Origin of the sequence: Gordonia sp. NB41Y, assembly GCF_030718915.1 — a bacterium.
GTDB classification, from domain to species: Bacteria; Actinomycetota; Actinomycetes; order Mycobacteriales; family Mycobacteriaceae; genus Gordonia; species Gordonia desulfuricans.
This window is the reverse complement of sequence record NZ_CP132196.1, coordinates 2,792,243-2,813,292: the sequence shown is the minus strand read 5'-3', so window position 1 is coordinate 2,813,292 and position 21,050 is coordinate 2,792,243. Positions and strand designations below refer to the sequence as shown.

The window sequence follows — 21,050 nt, the reverse complement described above, 5'->3', positions numbered from 1 at the left end:
AGACATTATGTACATAGTCCCCGGGAGTTCGCGCCGTGATGATTGATGGGAGCGCAAAGGCGCGCCGATCCCACTGGACCTCCCTTCCCGACAGGAACCCCCATCATGACCTCACTTGCCGCACTCCGATCGGTGGTGAAGCGCTCTGCAGTGGTCACCGGCGACACCACTGATCTCGACACCGTCACCCGTGCCGGTGGCGAATCCGACACCCGACCCCGACCGGATCACACCGCCGGCCCCGACCACGGCGACCACGAGGCCGAGCTCGAACTCATCCCCGAGTCGGCCAAGACCCATGACCTGCGTGGACAGTTCTGGATCTGGGCGGGCGCCAACATCGCACCGATCAACTGGGTTCTGGGTGCGCTCGGCGTGGGCATGGGGCTCGGCCTCTGGGAGACCATCGCCGTGCTCGTGGCGGGCAACGCCATCGGCATGGCGCTGTTCGGCCTGTTCGTGGTCATCGGGCAGCGCACCGGGGTCACCGGAATGGTGTTGTCACGCGCCGTGTTCGGCCGTCGCGGTGCCTACCTGCCGGCCGCCGTCCAGGCCGTGGTGTGCATGGGCTGGTGTGCGGTGAACACGTGGATCGTGCTCGACCTGGTGATGGCCCTGCTCGGCCGCATCGGCATCATCGACGCGGGCGGCACCAACAACGGCGCCCGCATCCTGGTCGCCGCGGTGATCATGATCACTCAGGTCACCATCGCGTGGTTCGGCTACCGCGTCATCTCCACCTTCGAACGCTGGACCGTCCCACCCACCGTTGCGATCCTCATGGTGATGACCGGTGTCGCCTGGATCGGACTCGACGTCGACTGGGGCCACGCCACCGACCCGTCGCTGGGTACCTCCGCGCACTGGGGTGCGATCACCACCGTGATGACGGCGATCGGAATCGGGTGGGGACTGACCTGGCTCGGCTACGCGGGTGACTACTCCCGATTCGTCTCGCGTGATGTCCCGTCCCGGAAGTTGTTCCTGGCCAGCGCGCTCGGTCAGTTCATCCCGGTCATCTGGCTCGGTGCCCTCGGCGCCACCCTGGCCACGCTGAGCACCTCTGGGGACCCGGGTCAGATCATCGTCGACGCCTATGGCGCCCTTGCCATCCCGGTTCTGCTGTTGGTCGTGCACGGTCCGCTGGCCACCAACATCCTCAACATCTACACCTGCACCGTGTCCACCCAGGCCCTCGACATCCGGATCGACCGTCGCATCCTCAACGTCCTGATCGGCGTCGTGGCCATGGCCGTGGTGGTGTTCTTCGTCCTCAACAGCGATTTCGCAACCATCATCGACACCTGGCTGGTCGCCATCGTCGGCTGGGTGACCCCTTGGGCCGCGGTGGTTCTCGTGCACTGGTTCTATGTGGCACGTCAATCCGTGAACGCCGCAGACCTGTTCGCGGCACCGGCGGAACGTCGTATCCCGATGGTCCGGCCGACCGCTCTGATCGCCCTCGCGATCGGCGTCCTGAGCACTTGGATCTTCATGTACGGCACGCTGTCGATCCTGCAGGGCCCCGGAGCGAAGGCCCTCGGCGGGCTGGACCTGTCCTGGCTGGCCGGCGGAATCACCGCCGCATTCGCCTATGCCGCACTGGAATTCGGCCGCACCCGGCTCGCGGCCCGCTGACCACCTTTCCGAGCCTCCGAAGGGACGACGACGATGACCCACGCATCCACCACCCAGAAACCCTCTGCCCTCAACCCCGACGGCCGAAATCTGTTCATCCGCAACGCCACCGTGCTCACCATGGACGACGTCCACGGGGCCACCCCGATCACCCGGTCGATCCGGGTCCGTGGTGGCCAGATCACCGAGATCGGCACCGACCTCGTCATCGGTCCGGACGAGACCCTCATCGAGGGTCGGGATCGGCTGGTGACACCCGGATATGTCAACGCGCACACGCATTCCTGGGAGGCGCTGTACCGGGCGCGGCTCGACAACCTCCCGCTCGAACACTGGATGCTGCTGTCCTATCCGGTGCTCGGCCTGGAGCCGATCTCCCCCGATCTCATCCGGTTGCGTTCCCAGCTGGTGGCACTCGAGTCGCTGCGCAACGGTGTCACCACCCTGGTCGACGACGTCCTGGAGATCCCCGGGCAGTCGGAGGGTCAGCTCGCCGCGGTGTTCGATGCCTATGACGAGATCGGCATCCGCGCCAACATCTCCGGGCACGTGATGGATGTCCCGTTCATCGATCACTTCCCGTTCCTGCGGGACACGCTCGAGCCGGAGCTGCGTCGCGAGCTCGACGCGCTCGCCGTCACCGGCACCGACGACTACCTGGCGTTCGCCCGTGCGGCAGCCACCCGCTACGCCGACTTCGGGGACGGGCGGCTGCGCTTCATGGTGGGCCCCTCGGCGCCGCAACGATGTACCCCCGAGATGCTGGTCGGCACAAGCGAACTCGCTCGCGAGTTCGACCTCGAATTCCATATCCACGTGCTCGAGACCCGAACCCAGGCGGTCACCGCCGAGGAGAGGTTCGGCAAGACGATGGTCGGGCACCTGCAGTCCCTCGGCGTACTCGACGAGCATGTCACCATGGCCCACGGGATCTGGCTCACCGACGATGATCTCGACGTGATCGCCGGCGCCGGGGCGTCGGTCTCGCACAACCCGATCTCCAATCTCAAACTCGGCTCGGGGATCGCGCCGTGGCGCAAGTACATGGACAAGGGGATCACTGTCGGGCTCGGCACCGACGGTATGTCGAGTTCGGACACCGCACGGATGTCCGAGGTGGTCAAGACCGCCGCCCTGCTGCACAAGGTGACCGGTCCCGACCACCGCCGCTGGCCCACCGCGCAGGAGGTGCTCACCGCGGGCACCCTCGGCGGGGCCCGCTCGGCGCGTCTGGGTGACACGGTCGGCAGCATCGAGGTCGGCAAGCGTGCCGATCTGGTGTTCTACGACATGACCACCCTCTCGTTCACCCCGCGCAACCGTCCCGAATACCACCTCGTGTACTCCGAGAACGGATCGTCGATCCGGACCGTCGTCGTCGACGGCCGGATCGTCCTGGACGACGGGGTGATCACCACTGTCGACGAGCAGGCCGTGCTCGCCGAGCTGCAGGAGCGGGGTCCGCAGATCCGCGCCTGGCAGGACGAGCTCGAAACCCGCAACCGCGCGCTGCTGCCGGCCTTCGAGCGGCAGTACGCCACCACCATGGCGCGCGACACCGCCGTCGACCGCTACAGCGGCAGAGGGGAGTGCTGGGTCAACTGAGCGTGCGGTGTCGGTGTCTCACCGGGACACCGACACCAGACCCACCAGCTTGCACAGACGCGTCTCGTCGATCACATGGATCTGCTGGCCACGGCGTTTACGCTCGTGTACGGCGAACAGGATGCGGCCTTCGCCGACGCCACCCGTGGCGCCGTCTGGGGCCGCGCCCCGCACCAGCACGGTGGTCTCGTCGGTGACGGTGGAGCCCATCGTCCCGCCGGCCCCCTCGATGAGGTGGTGCAGTTCGCGTTGGGTGCCGGTGTCGAAGCGGCCGGTCACCACCACGTGATGGCCGGTCAACGCGACCGGCCCCCGTTTGGGCCCCATGTCCACCGACCGCAGATCGACGAGCGCGGTCAGGGCCTGGGTGCCGTCGACGTAGCGCAGTCCCTTGCCCGCGGTGGCATGCCAGATCCAGCACCGCAGATCCTCCGGAGCGGGTAGGGACCGGATGCGGGAGACGTCGTCGTTGGTCCAGTCCTGGCCGGTCAGGAGAGTGCAGGCGAGCAATCCCACCTGGTAGATGTCGAGCCACGTCGCCCAGTGCCTGCGGTGCTCCATATCGGTGGGGGTGTAGGCCGGGGTGTAGGCGTCGACGGGGGAGTTCTTGGGGCTCAGCGAGTGCTTGGCGATCCCGAAGTCGCCGAGCACCAGGTGCCCGTCGCGCAGGAACACATTGTCGGGCTTGATGTCCCGATGGGTGACCCCGGCCGCGTGCATCAGCCGGAGCACACCGAGCAGGCGCTGGATCTCGCGGCGTACCGTCGTCGCCGACCATCCGCGCCAGGCGTCGTCGGCGATACGGTCGGCGACGGTGCCCTCGCGCAGGTATTCGGTGACGATCGCATACCGGGTGGTCCCGCGGGAGCCGGCGGCGAAGGCGAAGGCGTCGAGCATCCGGACCACCTCCGGTTGCCCGGCCAGCAGATTGCCCATGTGGGCCTCACCGTGCCAGTCGGCGGCGCTGGCGCAGACCTTGACGCACACGGTGCGCAGCGACCGGTCGCTCGCGCGCGCCAGCCGCGACGCACGGTAGAGCGCGCCGTACCCGCCGGAGCCGAGGCGTTGGTCGATGCGATAGCGGTGGCCGGTGTCACCGGTGATGATCTGACCGAGCCGCAGACGTGGTGGAGCTGACGTCACGGGTACACGCTAGACCCCGCCACCGACGTCCGTGCGGTGATGGCTCACCACCGCACGGATTCGTCGGGGTCGGGGGGCTGCGGTGGGCAGCGCTCAGAAGTAGCCGTTGCGCGGCAGCGGGTTGCCGTTGACCAGCAGGTCCCCGACGGCCACCGCCTTGTACGATGTCGGGTTGTGCAGGGTGATGGTGCGGATGTTGCGCCAGTGCCGGTCCAGGTTGCGGGCCCGGCTCGCCGACGACGCGCCGCCGGCCTCGAACAACGACGACGCCGCGGGCAGGGCCACCCGGTCGACGTGCACCTTCACCCGGGCCGCGGCGACGGCGGCCCGGTCGAACAGCTCGGGATCGATCTCGCCGCGTCGGGCGGCGAGGGTTGCCGCCTCGATGTCGGCGCCGGCGGCGAGGACCGCGGCCCGGGCCACATGTGCCGCCGCATCGATCTCACCGACGGTGGCCAGCAGGATCGGGTCGTGCCGCGGCGACGGGTCGGGGGCGTGGGCAAAACTCCGCGTCCGCGAGCGCAGCAGGGTGGCCGCGTCGTCGGCCACCGAGAACAGGATGCCGGTGATCAGGGCCTGCAGGAACAGTTGCAGCAGTGGGGCGTCGTTGGCGATCGGGAGTTCCGACGACGGATCGAGGATCGCCAGGATCTCGTCGTCGGAGACCGCGACATCGGTGAACGTGGTCGAGCCGGTCCCGGTGCGGTGCTGGCCGATACCGTCCCAGTCGTCGACCACCGTCACACCCGGCCGGTCGACGGGAACGATCACCCGGGCGACCCTGCCGGTTCCGTCATCGATGATCGCCTGTGCGGCAACGTAGTCGGAGAATGCGGTGCCGGTGGAGTAGAACTTCTCCCCGGTCAGCACCCAGCCGTCGCCGACGGGTGTCAGACGCGAACTCAGCTCGAAACTGCCTGCGGTTCCGGTGCGTTCGCTGCTGGCATTGCCGAAGATCTTGCCCGCAGCGATCTCTGCACTCCATCGTTGCCGCACCGGGCCGTCGGGGAGCCGGCGGATCTGTTCGACGAACCAGAAGTGTGCGCGCAGGATGTGGGCGGTGATCGGATCGGCACGGGCCAGGTCGATCACGAAGTCCAGCAGTTCCACCGGATCCGCGCCGCCCCCACCGTGTTCGGTGTCGAGGGTCAGTGCGGTGAGCCCGGCCGACCGCAACAGTTCCACCTGTTCGGCCGGATCCTGTCCGGCACGTTCGCGGACGGCCGACTCGGCGGCGATCTCGTCGAGGACGGTGCCGCGGTCGGCGACCACGCGGGTGGCAACGGTCATGCCGGCACCTCCGCGAATGCGCCGCGGTAGCGGGCGGCTGGATGGCTCTCCGGGAGACGGTCCCGGCCGGTCAGCTTCTTGCGGGCGCTGCCCTCGGCGTAATCCTGCTGTGCCAGACCACGTTCCCGAAGCACCGGCAGCACCTGCTCGGCGAACTCGACATAGCTGCCGGGGATGGTCGCATTGATCACGTTGATCCCCCCGACGCCGGCATCGCGCCACTGTGCCAGGGTGTCGGCGATCTGCTCTGGGGTACCCACGACACGTCCACTGCGACTGCGTAACTGGGCCAGATCGCGCACGGTGGGTTCGCGGTCGGGCACCGCCTCGCGCAGCCAGATCCCCAGGCTCTGGCTACCCTCGGTCTCGATCTTGCCGATCGGGGTGTCCAGATCGTAGAAGCCCAGGTCGATGCCGATGCCGCCGGCCGAGTGCGCGATGATCGTCGACGGATCGATCAGCTCGTCGAGTTCGCGTGCCTTGCGCTGCGCCTCCTCCTCGGTGCTGCCGACGACGAACGACAGTCCTTGGTAGAACTGGATGTCCTGGGGGTCGCGGCCCGCCTCGGCGGCCAGCCGCCGGGTGTCGTCGATCAGGCCACGGGCGGCGTCCGGTGACGGTGACACGATGAACTGGGCCTCGGCGTTGCGGGCGGCGAACCGTCGGCCGGTCTGCGACGATCCTGCCTGGAACAGCACCGGGGTGCGCTGCGGCGACGGCGACACCAGGTGCGGGCCTTCCACCGAGTAGCGCTGTCCGACGTGGTTGATCTTGTGCACCTTGCTGAAGTCGGCGTGCAGTCCGGATGTCTTGTCCTGCAAAAGGGCTTCCTCGTCCCAGGAGCCCTCCCACAGCTTGTAGACCACGTCGACGTACTCGTCGGCCCAGGCATAGCGGTCGTCGTGACCGGTGATTCCCTCGTAGCCGAAGTTGCGCCACGCGTTGCCCGACAGGCTGGTGACGATGTTCCACGCCACCCGGCCGTTCGATGCGTGGTCGAGGGTGGAGATCTTGCGCGCGAAGTCGAACGGATGCTCCTGCAGGATGGAGCTGGTGATGGCGATCCCGAGATTCTCGGTGTGCGAGGCGAGGGCCGAGGCCAGGACGAGGGGATCATTGGACGGGATCTGCAGTCCCGAGTCGACGAACTTCTTCCAGTCGCCCTGGTAGTCGTCGTAGAGTCCCACCACGTCGGCGAAGAAGATGAAGTCGAACTTCGCCTCCTCCAACGTCTTTGCCAAGCCGATCCAGTGATCCAGTGAATTGAAGTCGGTCTGTCGGGCCTCCGGCGCACGCCACGCACCATGCAGGATGTGCGAGGTCGTGTTCATCACGAAGGCGGAAAATCTCAAGGGTGCGGGCATGCGCTCGAGGCTACGATGCGGTGCACCGCCGCCACCCCCTTGAAATCAGCTTGACGGCAAGCGATGTGCCCGGCGGTCATCTGCCTCTAGCTTTGGCCGGTCCACCGAGCAAGGAGTCCTCGTGATCCGTCCTGTCCGCACACTGCGGACGCGCCTGCTGCCGGCCCTGGGGCTGGCAGCGTGTGTTGTCCTCGCCGCCTGCAGCGGCCCGCAGACCGGCGACGGCCGGTCCACCGGCGTCCCACCCGCCGAGGGGGAGTATCTCTCCGGTGGCGTCATCGAGTACGGACACGAGCAGGAACCACCGTGCATCCACGGCGGCTGGGTGCAGAACGCCTACCTGGCGCGCCAGTACCTCGACAATCTCGTGTCCCTGGACGACTCGGGCAAGGTGGTCCCGTGGCTGGCCACCTCGTGGGACATCTCGCCGGATCGGCGTACCTACACCTTCCACCTCAAGCCCGGTGTGAAGTTCACCGACGGAACCGATCTCGACGCTGCGGCGGTCAAGACGACCTTCGCCGCCTACCTGAATCCGGAGGCGCCCAACGGCACGGTCGCCGCCTACATCGGCCCGTACTTCGAGTCCGACGAAGCCGTGGATCCGCTGACCTACCGGATGCACCTGAAGTCGCCGTACGATCCGCTGCTGACCGTGCTGACCCAGGGCTACTTCGGAATCCAGTCGCCGGCGGCGCTGGCCCGTGGGGCCAAGGCCAACTGCGAACAGCCCATCGGCTCCGGACCGTTCAAGATCGTCCGCTGGGATCGCAACCGCTCCATCACCTTCGAGCGCAACGACAACTACAACTCGGCCCCGGCCAATGCCCGGCACCAGGGACCGGCCTACGTCGACAAGGTCATCTGGAAATTCCTCAAGGACCCGGTCCTGCGCTACGGGTCGCTGACCAGCGGATCGTCGGACGTGATCTACAACGTGCCCGCGATCAACTGGGCGGATGCCACCCGCCGGTTCCAGACCGAGCAGTACATCACGCCGGGACGCCCGAATGCGATCACGCTCAACGCCTCTCACGCACCCTTCGACGATCCGCTGGTGCGGCAGGCGCTGGCCTACTCAGCCGACCGCAAGAAGGCGGTCGAGACCGCCTATCTCGGGGTGGTGCCCTACAACGCCAACGGTGCGCTGAGCCAGAGCACCCCCGACTACGACCCGTCCGCCGGCGATTTCCCCTATGACCCGGCCAAGGCGAACCAGCTGCTCGACGAGGCGGGGTGGACCGGACGCGATGCCGACGGCATCCGCACCCGCAACGGCCGGCGACTGACCGCCCGCGTGGTCTACCCGGCCGATTCGATCGTCGGCGCCGAGGGTGCGGTGATCCTGCAGGACGTGGCCGCACAGGCGCGTGAGGTCGGCTTCGATCTGCAACTGAAGCCGGCCACCCAGAGTGCCTACTTCGGCGGCCAGTACGCCAAACCCGACACCTACGACGCCATCGTCGGCTACTGGACCAGCCCCACTCCCGGTCTCCTGCTGATCAATTGGCGGCAGCGGCTGGAGGACAACCCGAATCCGTTCAACAACGCCTACTACAACGATCCGCATCTGCAGGGTCTGATCGAGCAGGCCAATGCGTCACCGGATCCGGCGCAGCGCACACGCCTGTACGCCGATGCACAGCAGCTGATCGCCGACGATGCACTGGCGATCGGTCTCTACACCCAGACCACCTCGATCGCGTCGTCGCCCAAGCTGCACGACGTGTGGATCGAGAAGTCCCAGGGCGAACCGGTGTTCGCGGATGCGAGGTTTGTGAAGTGACCATCACCGACGAGAAGATCGGCGGCACAACACCTGCCGAACCAGCGCGATCATCGTGGACCGCGTGGCGTCCCTCGCGCACGGCGGTGCGGTGGGCGGGCAAGATCGGGTCGGCGGTGTTCGTCCTGTGGGCCGCGGCCACCATCACCTTCCTGCTGCAGGTCTACGCCCCCGGCGACCGTGCCACCCTGCTGCTCAATCTCTCCAGCGGGCAGAGCCGGGAACGCACCCCCGACGAGCTGGCCCCGGTCAACGCGCAGTACGGCTTCGACCAGACCGTGTGGCGGCAGTACCTCGACTATCTCGGCGGACTGCTGCGCGGTGATCTCGGCATCTCGTATCAGTTGCAGCAGCCGGTGAGCGAGGTGATCGCCGACCAGATCGGTCCCACCCTGGTCCTCACCGTCAGTGCGCTCGTCGTGGCCTGGCTGCTGGTGCTGTTCCTCACCACGCTCACCGCCGGGCGGCGCGGGCCGTGGGGTGCGATCGGCTCGGTCGTCGAGACGGTCAGTGCCGGTCTGCCGCAGTATTGGATCGGGTCGATCCTGCTCGTCGTGTTCGCGATCAACCTGGGCTGGTTCCCGGTGGAGAGCGGCACCGGTGCCTGGGGTCTGGTGCTCCCGGTACTGACCCTGGCGATCCCGCTCGCCGGTTTCCTCGGCCAGATCGCCCGCGACGAGTTCGCCCGTGCCCTGGAGCAGCCGTTCGTGCTCACCGCCCGCAGTCGCGGTCTCGACGACCTGTCGGTGCGGGCGCGACATGTGCTGCGGCACTCGGTGATCCCCGCGGTGACCGTCTCCGGTTGGGCGATGGGCGCACTGCTGTCGGGTGCGGTGATCGCCGAGACGGTCTTCGCCCGGGCCGGGATCGGCCAGACCCTGGTGGCCGCCGCCTCGTCCCGGGACGTTCCCCTGGTCAGCGGCATCGTCATCTTCGTCGCCTTCATCTACACCATCGCCAATCTGTTGGTGGATGCCCTGTACACCAAGATCGACCCCCGGATCGAGGTCCCGTGACCACCACCGACTCACCGTCCGGTTCGACACCGCCGGACCGCACCCAGCCGGATCCCGCCCAGCTGAAGCCCACCGGGCAGAGTGCCGGCGGTTCGGATCCGACGTCTCTGCTCGCCGGTCTCAAGACCCGCAATCCTCTTCCGGCCGAGGAGAAGTGGCGACTGTCGCTGCCGGCCGGGGTGATCGCCTCGCTGGTCGTCATCGCCCTGCTGGTGATCGCCCTGATCGTGCCCGGGTTGCTCGCCCCGTACGATCCGTTCGCGATCGACCTCGACGCCACGCTGCAACCGCCGAGCTGGGCGCACTGGTTCGGCACCGATCTGTCGGGCCGGGATCTGTTGAGCCGCATCATCTACGGCACCCGCGAGTCCCTCGGTATCGGTCTCGGCGCGGTGGGGGTGGCGACCGTCCTGGCCATCGTGTTCGGCCTGGCCGCGGGTCTGTCCGGCAGGATCGCCGGCGCCCTGTCGAACCGGTGGATCGAGATCATGTTCGCCTTTCCCACCGTGCTCCTCGGTCTGTTGCTGACCTCGGTGTTCGGCCCCGGTGCGGCCACGCTCATCTTCGCCATCGGAATCGGGATCGCCCCGGGCTATGCCCGCATCGTGCGCGGTCAGGTGCTCGCGGTGCGTAATGCCCCGTATATCGAGGCGGCCACCGCACTCGGTCACTCGCGTGGCCGGATCCTGGTGCAGCACATCGCACCCAACTCGCTGCGTCCGATGATAGTGACCGTCACCCTCGGCGTCGGACAGGCGATCATCTGGGCGTCGGGTCTGGCCTACCTCGGTCTCGGTGTGGCCCCGCCCGCGCCCGAATGGGGCGCCCTGCTCGACTCCGGTCGCTCCTACATCACCGTCGCGTGGTGGCTGGAGATCTTCCCGGGCCTCGTCATCGTCGTCGTGGCACTGGCATTCACCACTCTCGGTCGCCATCTCGGCGCACGTCTGGAAGGAACCCGACGATGAGTATCGAGCTCGAAGAATCCACCACCGACCTCCCTCGGGGAGGTACCGGTCTCGCCGAGGCCGCCCACCTCGTCGAGGTCCGGGACCTGCACATCTCCTTCGGCGGCCGCGAGATCGTCAAGGGGGTGTCGTTCACCGTCGAACCGGGGGAGTGCCTGGCCATCGTCGGTGAGTCCGGCTCGGGTAAGTCGGTCACCGCCCGCACGCTGATCGGGCTCACCGGAGACGGTGCCCGGATCGACGCCGCCGCCGTCGAGTTCGGCGGCCGGTCCCTGCTCGGTCTGTCGGATCGGCAGTGGCGGTCGATCCGCGGCAGCGAGATCGGCTTCGTCCTGCAGGATGCGTTGGTCTCGCTGGACCAGTTGCGCACCGTCGGCGCCGAGATCGGGGAGGCCCTCTCGGCGCATCGGGGTCGTGACGGCGGCCGCCTCGGCCGTACCGAGCGGCACGAGCGGGTCGTCGAACTGCTCGACCTGGTCGGTGTGCCCGAACCGCGTGTGCGGGCCCGGCAGCGGCCATACGAGCTCTCCGGTGGCCAGCGGCAGCGCGCGTTGATCGCCTCGGCGCTGGCCAACGACCCCACGCTGGTGATCGCCGACGAGCCCACCACCGCCCTCGACGCCACCGTGCAGGCGCAGATCCTCGAGGTACTCGCCGAGGCCAAGGAGCGCGGCAACGGCATCATCCTGATCTCGCACGACCTCGCCGTGGTGGGCCGGCTCGCCGACCGTGTCGCGGTGATGCGCGACGGTGAGATCGTCGAGGCCGGCACCGTCGACGAGGTGCTCCGCAATCCGCAGCACGAGTACACCCGGGGCCTGCTCGCGTCGGTACCGTCGCGGGCATCGAAGGGCACGCTGCTCACCAGCGGTGCCACCCTGCCCGCTCCCGCGCCGGTCGACGACGCGCAGCCGCCCGCGGTGCGCGTGCGCGACCTGCGCAAGACGTTCACCGGCAAGAACGCCACCGAGCGCGCCGCGGTCGCCGGGGTGAGTTTCGACCTCGCACCCGGGCGCACCCTCGGCATCGTCGGTGAATCGGGTTCCGGCAAGACCACCACCGCCCGCATCGTGCTGGGCCTGACCACGCCGGACTCGGGCACCGTCGAACTCAACGGCCAACCCTGGAGCGGACTGAGCGACAAGCAGCGCCGGGACCGCCGCAACCAGATCTCGGTGATCTACCAGGACCCGCTCAGCTCGTTCGATCCGCGCTGGACCGTCGAGCACGTGCTCACCGATGCGCTGCGGGTCACCGGTCTGCGCGGGGCCGCGGCCGACGCCCGGGTGTCGGAGCTGCTCGACCACGTCGGCCTCTCCGACGGATTCCGGACCCGGCATCCGCTCAAACTGTCGGGCGGTCAGCGCCAACGCGTGGCCATCGCCCGGGCTCTCGCACCCGAGCCGTCGGTGATCGTCTGCGACGAGCCGGTGTCGGCGCTCGACGTGTCCATCCAGGCCCGCATCCTCGATCTGCTGGCCACGCTGCAGGCCGAGACCGGTGTGGCGTTGCTGTTCATCTCGCACGACCTCGGCGTCATCCACCACATCAGCGACGACATCCTGGTGATGCGTGGCGGCGAGGTGGTGGAATACGGTGCCGCCGACGATGTCTTCGAGCGCCCGCAGCACGAGTACACCCGCGAACTGCTCGCCGCGGTCCCGACGATCGACGCCTGACAAACCCTCCACACCTACGCAGAAACCCCGACCAAAAGTCGGGGTTTCTGTGTAAGTGTGGAGCCTTTGTCGCGGGTGATGGCCTGCTGTCAGACCCCGACCGGGGTGAACGCGCCGCGGTAGCGTGCGGCGGGATGCCGCTCGTCGAGACGGTCGTCACCGAACACCTTGCGTCGTACCGTTCCCGGGGCGTACTCGGTCTGTGCCAGACCTCGCTGCTGGAGCACCGGGATGACGTGGTCGACGAACTCGACGTAGCTGCCTGGGATGGAGGCGTTGACGACGTTGATCCCGTCGACGCCGGCATCACGCCACAGCTCGAGCTGGTCGGCGATCTGTTCCGGGGTCCCGACGACCCGGGAGTTGCGTCCCTGCAGCCGGCCGAGGTCTTCGATGGTGGCCTCCCGGCCGTCGACGGACTCACGCACCCAGTCGATCACGCTGCGGATGCCCTCGGTCTCGATCGCGCCGAGCGGGGTGTCGAGCGGATGGCTGCCGAAGTCGATGCCGATCGCCCCGGACAGGTGCGCGATCATCGCGTCGAGGTCGATGTTCTCCTCGAGTTCACGCTCCTTGCGCCGCGCCTCCTCCTCGGTGCTGCCGATGACGAAGTTCAGTCCCTGGAAGAACCGCAGATCGTGTGGGTCCCGGCCGTACTGCGGAAGGCGGGCGCGGGTGTCGTCGACCAGCACCCTCGCCTGCTCGGGACCGGGCGTGATGATGAACTGCGCCTCGGCGTTGCGCGCGGCGAACTCCCGGCCGGCGGGCGACGATCCCGCCTGGAACAGCACCGGCGTGCGTTGGGGCGACGGTGCGACGAGGTGCGGGCCCTCGACGCGGTACCGCTTGCCCTCGTGGAAGATCTTGTGCACCTTGGCCGGATCGGCGTGGACACCGCGTTCCTTGTCCTGGAGCAGGGCGCCGTCGTCCCACGAACCCTCCCACAGTTTGTAGACCACGTCGGCGTACTCGTTGGCCCAGACGTAGCGTTCGTCGTGCTCCTCGAGCTCGTCGAAGCCGAAGTTCCGCGACGCGTTCGACAGGCCGTTGGTGACGATGTTCCAGGCGATCCGCCCGTTGGAGGCGTGATCGAGGGTGGAGATCCGCCGCGCGAAGTTGAACGGATGTTCTTGCAGCACCGAACTGGTGATCGCGATGCCGAGGTCGGTGGTGTTGTAGGCGATGGCCGAGGCGATCACCGACGGATCGTTCGACGGGATCTGGAGTCCCGCTTGCACGTACTTCTCGTAGCCGCCGTCGTAGTCGCCGTAGAGGCCCACGACGTCGGCGAAGAAGATGAAGTCGAACTTGCCGCGTTCGAGCACCTTCGCGAGGTTCACCCAGTGCTCGAGTGAGTTGAAGTTGATGTTGTCGGCATCGTCGGTACGCCACACACCTTGCAGGATGTGCGACGACGTGTTCATCACGAACGCGGAGAACCGAAGGGGCGGTGGGGTGGTGGACATATCTCCTCGAGGGGGTGGGTGACGGTGATCGGCCGGTCAGAAGTAGCCGTTGGCGGGAAGTTGTTGGCCGGTGAGCAGATTGGCACCGATGGCCTGTGCCTTGAGGCGGGCCGGGTTGTGCAGGGTGATGGTGCGGATGTTGCGCCAGTGCCGGTCGAGGTCTTTGTCGCGGCTCGATGCCGAGGCGCCGCCCGCCTCGAACAACAGGGTCGCCGCGCGGGTGCCGATCTCGTCGACCACCACCTTGACCTTCGACGTGGCCAGTGCCGCAGCCTGCGCCAGCGCCGGAGCCTGGACGCCGTCGACTGCCGATTCGGTTGCGGCATCGAGGGTCTCGGCAGCATAGAGCACTGCCGCCTCGGTCACATATGCCAGCGATGCGAGTTCGCCGACCACCTGCTGCAACGACGGATCGTCGACCGGACGCGGCGAGGTGGCATGCGAGAAGTTCCGTGCCCGGCCTTCGACCAGGGCGGTGGCGTCGGTGACCACCGACCGCAGGATGCCCGCGATGATCGCGTGCAGGTACAGCTGCACGAACGACCCCTGGGTGGACTGCGGGGGTGTCTCGTCGAGCGGCAACACCCGCAGGATGTCGTCGTCGGTGACCACGACGTCGGTGAATCGGGTTGTGCCCGAGCCGGTCCGACGCTGACCGAAGCCGTCCCAGTCGTCGAGGATGTCCACCCCGGTCCGGTCGGTGGGGATGACGATGGAGGTCAGGGTGGTGCCCTTGGCCGTCCACACGCTGACATAGTCGGAGAACAGGGTGCCGGTGGTGTAGAACTTCTCCCCGTTGAGGCGGTAGTGGTCGCCGTCGGGTGTCAGGGTGGTGGTGAACTCGAAGTCGCCGGCCGGTTTGGGGCCGCGTTCGCTGGTGGCATTGCCGAAGACCTTGCCGTCAGCGATCAGCTGCAGGAACCGCTGTGCATTCGGGGTGCCGAGGTTGCGGAACTCCTCGGTCAGCCAGAAGTGGGTGCGGTAGATGTGCGCGACGGTCGGATCGGCCTCGGCGAGATCGATGACCGCGGAGAACAGGTCGCGCAGGCTCAGGTTCGCCCCGCCGAGCTCGGCCGGCAGTCGAAGCCTGCCGTATCCGGCTTGCGCGGCCAGGCGCACCTGGTCGAAGGGATTGATGTTGCCGAGTTCGCGGTCGACCGCGCCGTCGGCGATCTGGGCGAGGACGTCGGCGAATCGGTCACGGGTGGGTACGGCGGACAACGAGGTCATGGTTTCTCCTGGCAGAACGGTGGGCCCGATGGGCGACGAAAGCTGGTGCATGGAGCTGCGGGGAAACCTACGAGTGGGTGTCGAGGTGGGAAACCCATGAGCGCAATGCGGGTTAAACCGGAGCAGTCCACCCGACGGTGACCTACAAGGGCGACGTCGCGACCGGTTGGGTCAGACTGGACCGATGGAACTGCTGCTGATCCGCCACGGCCGACCGTTTCACGTCGACGACCCGGCCGGCGCCGACCCACAGCTCACCCCGGAGGGCGAGGATCAGGCCGCCCGCCTGGCGAAGGCCCTCGCCGGTGGCCGGCACGGTCGGGTCGAGCGGATGGTCAGCAGCCCCATGCGGCGAGCACACCAGACCGCACAGGCCGGTGCCGACGCCCTGGGCCTCGAGTTGGACCTCGACCCGCGCCTGGCCGAGTTCGACCTCGGGTGGACGTCGTATGGCACCGACCTCTCCTCGTACACCGATCGCCGCGAGATCTGGGCCGATCTCAACGCAGGACGGTTGCGCGACAACAGCTTCGATCCCGAGGCGTTCCGGCGGCGGGTGGTGGCCGGTGTCGAGGAGGTGATCAGTGCACGACGTGACGCGGGGGACGGGCACGACGAGGCCACCGTCGCGATCGTCTGTCACGGTGGCGTGATCAACGCCTATCTGACGCACATCCTCGGCCTGCCGCAGGCGTTCTTCACCGACCCCTTCTACACATCGGTGACCCGCGTGCTGGCCCGGCCCGGTGACCACCGCGAGATCCTGTCGGTCAACGAGGTCGACCACCTCCGATGACCTGTCGGGCTCGGCCGGCCCCGCTCATCCTGCCGAGCGTTGCACCAGGAGGATCGCCTGGTCGAGCATGCTCGACAGGGTCCGCAGGTCGGCGGTCATGCGCCGGTACATCGCGATCTCGTCGAAGGGGGCATTGCGTTCGCGGGCGTCGTCGCCACCGAGCTGACAGCCCTCGATCAGCTCGCCGCACACCGCGCGGTACTGCCTGAGCTTGTCCACCTTGCCGTTGGTCAGGTGCACGATGCGGTGCGGGGTCAGATCGCCGTCGTGGTACAGGTCGATCAGGGTCTGCAAGCCCACCGGGATGTCGCTGTCGGGGCAGTCGTGTGCGCCGGGCCCGCCGGGATTCATCAGGGTGAACAGCTCCTCGCCCACCTCCGAGACAAAGGTGCGCCATTCCGTGAGCACCGCCACGAGGTTGTCGGGATGGAACACGGTGCACTCCACCGTGCGCATCGCGTAGACGTGGCCGTTGCTGTGGCAGAACGAGATCGACTGGAATCGTTCGGAGTACCGGCCGATCAGGGTGGCCAGCAACATCGGATCGGTCAGCCGGTGGGTCAGTGTCGCGACGAACATCACCCGGTGCCCGGAATCGGGGACGTAGGCCCGCGAGGGGAGTGCATCGGTCGCCGGCAGCGCGATCATGCCGCGCCCGCCGACGGCCAACTGCTGACCCAGCTCCATCGACAGCACCTGCTGCGCCCACCCGAGCAGGTAGCCGTTGTCGGTGATCATGATCGCCGGGGTCGTGTGGCAGGCCTGGTCGCCCTCGGCGGGTACGGATGCGGGTGGCCGGTGGGGCTCCGGTGGCGACGGTGGCCCGGCGGAGTCGGCGACGGTGATGAACGACGGATGCGGGACGTCGAGGATGTCCCGCAGCACCCGGACCACCCGCGCGACCAGCAGTGGGAGGTCGCGGCGCCCGGATTCGGTGACCCACCGTCGCCGGACCTTCCGCCAGCCCTCGCTGCGATCGTCCCGGCGTGCCGGCAGCTCCCGCGCCAGGTCGTCGATGTGGCCCACCGCCGACGGCAGGTGTTGGCCCAGGGTGGCGCGCACCTTGCCCGACCCCATCACCGTGAACACCACCAGGCTGCGATTCGGCCCGTCCGCCGGGGTGAGTCCGACGCTGTGGGGCCGCTGGAGGACGCCGAGTCGGGAGGCCAGTTCCGCAGCGAAGGCGTGCCATGCGACGTCGACCAGGTCATCGAACGATTCGGTCATCGGTGATCACGCAGCCCGGTCGGCGTGGGACGTCGCAGGTCGAGGGTCGCCGGGCAGGGTCTGTAGATGCATCGGGAACACCACGTCGCACACCTCGCGCAGGGTGAGCACCACGAGGTCGGTGAGCTCGCCGAGGTGTCGCCGGTCGGCGTCGGCGATCACCTCACCCGCCGCGCCGGCGCCCCAGCCGAGGGCGGTGAGGGTGTCGAGCTGCCGGAGGAACCGACCCGGGTCGACGTAGAGATCTCTCGGGTGGATGCGCATCCGGATCCCTGTCGAGGTCGCCACGACGGTGATCCGTGCCCGCGGTCCGGTGTGCCGCGGGTCGGTGGCGATGATCAGTTCCGTCCCGCCGTCGAGGCCGGCGATCTGCCGGATCAGCCCGATGCGATGACGCCGCCACGCCTCCTCGCCCGCCCCGTCCACTACTGTTCCGTCGAAGTCGTTGTCGCTCATGGCCTCCCCCTGCCGTCATGCGCCACATCGTCGGTGGTGCAGATCCCGATGCCCTCGAAGCGTAGGTGGGGTGACCGTCGCCGCCGGGCTGGTCACACACGCCGATGTGGATGGAGCGGCACCTGTGGACAACCGATGTCGATCGAGTGTTCGGACGTTCGGACATGTATTAGTCCGGGCAGATGAACTCGGTCTGCAGCGGCGTCGCCGGGGGATGTGGCGGATTACGCTTTCTTCGTAATCCCGACCGGACGGATGGAGCGCATCGTGCCCGTGTCCTGCGCCCATCGCTACCGCATCGCCGTCGGTGTCCTGACGTCGATCGTCGGAGTCGCCGGCTGCGGGATCATCGACGGCGGTGACACCGACACCTCGGTCGTGCAGACGATGGTCACATCCACCGCGCCGGTCTCGATGGCGGTCTCGTCCAGCGGTTCGTCCACGTCGACGATGCCCGTCGTCGACGTCGATCCGCGTCGCTTCGCCCTTCCCGGGATGGCCGGGTACTACCGGTGGGTCTATCCCGGTTCGCCGGCCAGGACCTGCGGGTTCTATCCGGCGGGCGGTGACATGGCCGCCCAGTGCTTCGTCACGTTCCCGGCCGGGGCGCCGGAGGTACGCAACGGCCCGTTCCACGGTTCACCGAACGAGATCCTGATCAGTGTCGGGCAGGTGGTGCGTTCGATCGGTGAGGAACTCCCCGCACCGGCGAGGCCCCTGCAGCCCGGGGAGCGGATCACCGTCAGCGGGATCTCGTGTACGGCGCTGGTCGGGGGGATCGAGTGCACCGACGACGGCGCCGGCTTCCGGTTCGTCGACGGCCGGCTACGCGAGTGGTAGCCGGCTGACGTCTGGCGGCGGGAACAGAGTCGGTGCCGACCAGATGCTGGGTGAGGTCGGGCGTCTCGTCCGGCGGTCCCCGGGGCCTCCGCTGCACATCGTCCAACCCAGGCCGGGTGGAACGCGGTGGCCACCCTCGGCAACGGCGACACGACGTTGTCCCAGCACACGGGGATCGGTCGGAATGGTCGGGCTTCGTCGAGTTCTGCTCCGATTCAGGCCGCTGACCAGCCGATTTGATTCTCGCGTCACTCGTGCGTAACTTATTCCAAGTCAGCGCGCCACGGCGCCGCCCCGGAGGGCCTGAGAGGGACTCCACCGGGATGCCGGAAACCGGGTTCGCGCTGGCCGCCCCAGCAAGATTGTTCGCCCGCATTTCGGTGTGGGGGTTCGGTGGTGGGGTGGCTGGACAGGGTCTGGCGGGTCGGAAACCTTCGGGTTGACACCGCCGAGCGGGTCCAGTACGCTGGAGGAGTTGCCCGGGATCGGGTAGCGAATCCAAAAAGTTGAGTACAGCTCACCGGAGTTCGCCCTTGTGATGGGGTGGTGTTGGTGGGTGTGTGTTCTTTGAGAACTCGATAGTGTGTTGGTGGATTGTTTGATGCCAAATTTTTTTGGTGTCAGGGAGTTCATTAGTTTATGAAGTTTTTTGATGCCAGTTTGTTTTTTTGAGAATCATTTTTGGTCAGGTTTTGCTTTCCTGGTTGAAGGATTGTGTTGAAACGCCGGCTTTTGGCTGGTTTTGTTTCGCTATTTTTTCATGGAGAGTTTGATCCTGGCTCAGGACGAACGCTGGCGGCGTGCTTAACACATGCAAGTCGAACGGAAAGGCCCAGCTTGCTGGGTACTCGAGTGGCGAACGGGTGAGTAACACGTGGGTGATCTGCCCCTGACTTCGGGATAAGCCTGGGAAACTGGGTCTAATACCGGATATGACCTTACATCGCATGGTGTTTGGTGGAAAGCTTTTGCGGTTGGGGATGGGCCCGCGGCCTATCAGCTTGTTGGTGGGGTAATGGCCTACCAAGGCGACGACGGGTAGCCGACCTGAGAGGGTGATCGGCCACACTGGGACTGAGACACGGCCCAGACTCCTACGGGAGGCAGCAGTGGGGAATATTGCACAATGGGCGCAAGCCTGATGCAGCGACGCCGCGTGAGGGATGACGGCCTTCGGGTTGTAAACCTCTTTCGCCAGGGACGAAGCGCAAGTGACGGTACCTGGAGAAGAAGCACCGGCCAACTACGTGCCAGCAGCCGCGGTAATACGTAGGGTGCAAGCGTTGTCCGGAATTACTGGGCGTAAAGAGCTCGTAGGCGGTTTGTCGCGTCGTCTGTGAAATTCTGCAACTCAATTGCAGGCGTGCAGGCGATACGGGCAGACTTGAGTACTACAGGGGAGACTGGAATTCCTGGTGTAGCGGTGAAATGCGCAGATATCAGGAGGAACACCGGTGGCGAAGGCGGGTCTCTGGGTAGTAACTGACGCTGAGGAGCGAAAGCGTGGGTAGCGAACAGGATTAGATACCCTGGTAGTCCACGCCGTAAACGGTGGGTACTAGGTGTGGGGCTCATTTCACGAGTTCCGTGCCGTAGCTAACGCATTAAGTACCCCGCCTGGGGAGTACGGCCGCAAGGCTAAAACTCAAAGGAATTGACGGGGGCCCGCACAAGCGGCGGAGCATGTGGATTAATTCGATGCAACGCGAAGAACCTTACCTGGGTTTGACATACACCAGACGACGGTAGAGATATCGTTTCCCTTGTGGTTGGTGTACAGGTGGTGCATGGCTGTCGTCAGCTCGTGTCGTGAGATGTTGGGTTAAGTCCCGCAACGAGCGCAACCCTTGTCCTGTATTGCCAGCGGGTTATGCCGGGGACTTGCAGGAGACTGCCGGGGTCAACTCGGAGGAAGGTGGGGATGACGTCAAGTCATCATGCCCCTTATGTCCAGGGCTTCACACATGCTACAATGGCTGGTACAGAGGGCTGCGATACCGTGAGGTGGAGCGAATCCCTTAAAGCCAGTCTCAGTTCGGATTGGGGTCTGCAACTCGACCCCATGAAGTCGGAGTCGCTAGTAATCGCAGATCAGCAACGCTGCGGTGAATACGTTCCCGGGCCTTGTACACACCGCCCGTCACGTCATGAAAGTCGGTAACACCCGAAGCCGGTGGCCTAACCCTTGGGAGGGAGCCGTCGAAGGTGGGATCGGCGATTGGGACGAAGTCGTAACAAGGTAGCCGTACCGGAAGGTGCGGCTGGATCACCTCCTTTCTAAGGAGCATGCAACATTCCCATGCCGGCGGCGTCTGTCCGTTGGGTGGGTGTGTGTTCATAGGGTGAAACATCAAACACGCCAGCATGGTTGTCGGTCTCATCAGAGAGGTCGGTGGCCGGGTGACTGTTTCCGGTGACGGATTCGGTGCTGTCAACACACTGTCGGGGTTCTGAGGGAACACACCGTTTCTTCTGCCCATTTTCTTTGTCGTGCCGGTGAGGTGCCCTGTGGTGGGGTGCGGAGGTGTGGCGGGTTGTGGGTGTGT

General features: G+C 66.7%; 15 protein-coding genes and 1 rRNA gene. 9 read left to right on the top strand and 7 right to left on the bottom strand.

The window, feature by feature from the left end:
• Nucleotides 1-105 precede the first annotated feature (105 nt).
• Nucleotides 106-1,638 (top strand): cytosine permease, encoded by a 1,533-nt coding sequence (locus Q9K23_RS12075; RefSeq protein ID WP_020792601.1) that lies wholly within the window; start codon nucleotides 106-108, stop codon nucleotides 1,636-1,638.
• A 33-nt stretch (nucleotides 1,639-1,671) separates the two neighbouring features.
• A complete protein-coding gene (locus tag Q9K23_RS12070) occupies nucleotides 1,672-3,243 on the top strand; it encodes an amidohydrolase (RefSeq protein ID WP_020792597.1) in 1,572 nt (523 codons plus the stop codon).
• A gap of 18 nt (nucleotides 3,244-3,261) precedes the next feature.
• On the opposite strand, the gene Q9K23_RS12065 is transcribed toward Q9K23_RS12070, so the two are convergent.
• The 3 genes from Q9K23_RS12065 to Q9K23_RS12055 all read right to left on the bottom strand — a co-directional run bounded on the left by Q9K23_RS12065 (nucleotide 3,262) and on the right by Q9K23_RS12055 (nucleotide 7,040).
• Nucleotides 3,262-4,386: a protein kinase gene (locus Q9K23_RS12065; RefSeq protein ID WP_020792598.1), complete on the bottom strand. Its 1,125-nt coding sequence runs from the start codon at nucleotides 4,384-4,386 to the stop codon at nucleotides 3,262-3,264.
• A 93-nt stretch (nucleotides 4,387-4,479) separates the two neighbouring features.
• Nucleotides 4,480-5,676 (bottom strand): acyl-CoA dehydrogenase family protein, encoded by a 1,197-nt coding sequence (locus tag Q9K23_RS12060; RefSeq protein ID WP_305950519.1) that lies wholly within the window; start codon nucleotides 5,674-5,676, stop codon nucleotides 4,480-4,482.
• Nucleotides 5,673-7,040 carry an LLM class flavin-dependent oxidoreductase gene (locus tag Q9K23_RS12055; protein WP_053776169.1) on the bottom strand — a complete coding sequence of 456 codons (1,368 nt, stop codon included), beginning with the start codon at nucleotides 7,038-7,040 and terminating at the stop codon, nucleotides 5,673-5,675. The genes Q9K23_RS12060 and Q9K23_RS12055 overlap by 4 nt, the downstream gene beginning before the upstream one ends.
• Before the next feature lie 121 nt (nucleotides 7,041-7,161).
• Here Q9K23_RS12055 and Q9K23_RS12050 point away from each other — a divergent pair, with 121 nt between their 5' ends.
• The 4 genes from Q9K23_RS12050 to Q9K23_RS12035 all read left to right on the top strand — a co-directional run bounded on the left by Q9K23_RS12050 (nucleotide 7,162) and on the right by Q9K23_RS12035 (nucleotide 12,489).
• The gene (locus tag Q9K23_RS12050; RefSeq protein ID WP_020790403.1) at nucleotides 7,162-8,826 is read left to right on the top strand and encodes an ABC transporter substrate-binding protein; all 1,665 of its coding nucleotides are present in this window, start codon (nucleotides 7,162-7,164) and stop codon (nucleotides 8,824-8,826) included.
• A gap of 86 nt (nucleotides 8,827-8,912) precedes the next feature.
• Nucleotides 8,913-9,842, top strand: a complete 930-nt coding sequence (locus Q9K23_RS12045; protein ID WP_307190362.1) for an ABC transporter permease — start codon at nucleotides 8,913-8,915, stop codon at nucleotides 9,840-9,842.
• A gap of 161 nt (nucleotides 9,843-10,003) precedes the next feature.
• Nucleotides 10,004-10,810 carry an ABC transporter permease gene (locus Q9K23_RS12040; RefSeq protein WP_053776173.1) on the top strand — a complete coding sequence of 269 codons (807 nt, stop codon included), beginning with the start codon at nucleotides 10,004-10,006 and terminating at the stop codon, nucleotides 10,808-10,810.
• A complete protein-coding gene (locus Q9K23_RS12035; protein WP_082365675.1) occupies nucleotides 10,807-12,489 on the top strand; it encodes an ABC transporter ATP-binding protein in 1,683 nt (560 codons plus the stop codon). The genes Q9K23_RS12040 and Q9K23_RS12035 overlap by 4 nt, the downstream gene beginning before the upstream one ends.
• 89 nt (nucleotides 12,490-12,578) lie before the next feature.
• On the opposite strand, the gene Q9K23_RS12030 is transcribed toward Q9K23_RS12035, so the two are convergent.
• The gene (locus Q9K23_RS12030; RefSeq protein WP_020790987.1) at nucleotides 12,579-13,955 is read right to left on the bottom strand and encodes an LLM class flavin-dependent oxidoreductase; all 1,377 of its coding nucleotides are present in this window, start codon (nucleotides 13,953-13,955) and stop codon (nucleotides 12,579-12,581) included.
• Between the two features lie 36 nt (nucleotides 13,956-13,991).
• The gene (locus tag Q9K23_RS12025) at nucleotides 13,992-15,185 is read right to left on the bottom strand and encodes an acyl-CoA dehydrogenase family protein (RefSeq protein ID WP_020790986.1); all 1,194 of its coding nucleotides are present in this window, start codon (nucleotides 15,183-15,185) and stop codon (nucleotides 13,992-13,994) included.
• 184 nt (nucleotides 15,186-15,369) lie between these two features.
• On the opposite strand from Q9K23_RS12025, the gene Q9K23_RS12020 reads away from it, so the two are divergent.
• A complete protein-coding gene (locus Q9K23_RS12020) occupies nucleotides 15,370-15,981 on the top strand; it encodes a histidine phosphatase family protein (RefSeq protein ID WP_053776170.1) in 612 nt (203 codons plus the stop codon).
• Between the two features lie 24 nt (nucleotides 15,982-16,005).
• Here Q9K23_RS12020 and Q9K23_RS12015 read toward each other — a convergent pair whose 3' ends face one another.
• The gene (locus Q9K23_RS12015; RefSeq protein ID WP_305950518.1) at nucleotides 16,006-17,208 is read right to left on the bottom strand and encodes a hypothetical protein; all 1,203 of its coding nucleotides are present in this window, start codon (nucleotides 17,206-17,208) and stop codon (nucleotides 16,006-16,008) included.
• Nucleotides 17,209-17,214: 6 nt separating this feature from the next.
• Nucleotides 17,215-17,664 carry a hypothetical protein gene (locus Q9K23_RS12010; RefSeq protein ID WP_020792362.1) on the bottom strand — a complete coding sequence of 150 codons (450 nt, stop codon included), beginning with the start codon at nucleotides 17,662-17,664 and terminating at the stop codon, nucleotides 17,215-17,217.
• A gap of 267 nt (nucleotides 17,665-17,931) precedes the next feature.
• Here Q9K23_RS12010 and Q9K23_RS12005 point away from each other — a divergent pair, with 267 nt between their 5' ends.
• Complete coding sequence (locus Q9K23_RS12005) at nucleotides 17,932-18,504, top strand: hypothetical protein (RefSeq protein WP_152972584.1); 573 nt, start codon at nucleotides 17,932-17,934, stop codon at nucleotides 18,502-18,504.
• Between the two features lie 757 nt (nucleotides 18,505-19,261).
• Nucleotides 19,262-20,781: ribosomal RNA gene (locus tag Q9K23_RS12000) — 16S ribosomal RNA — on the top strand.
• Nucleotides 20,782-21,050: the final 269 nt, after the last annotated feature.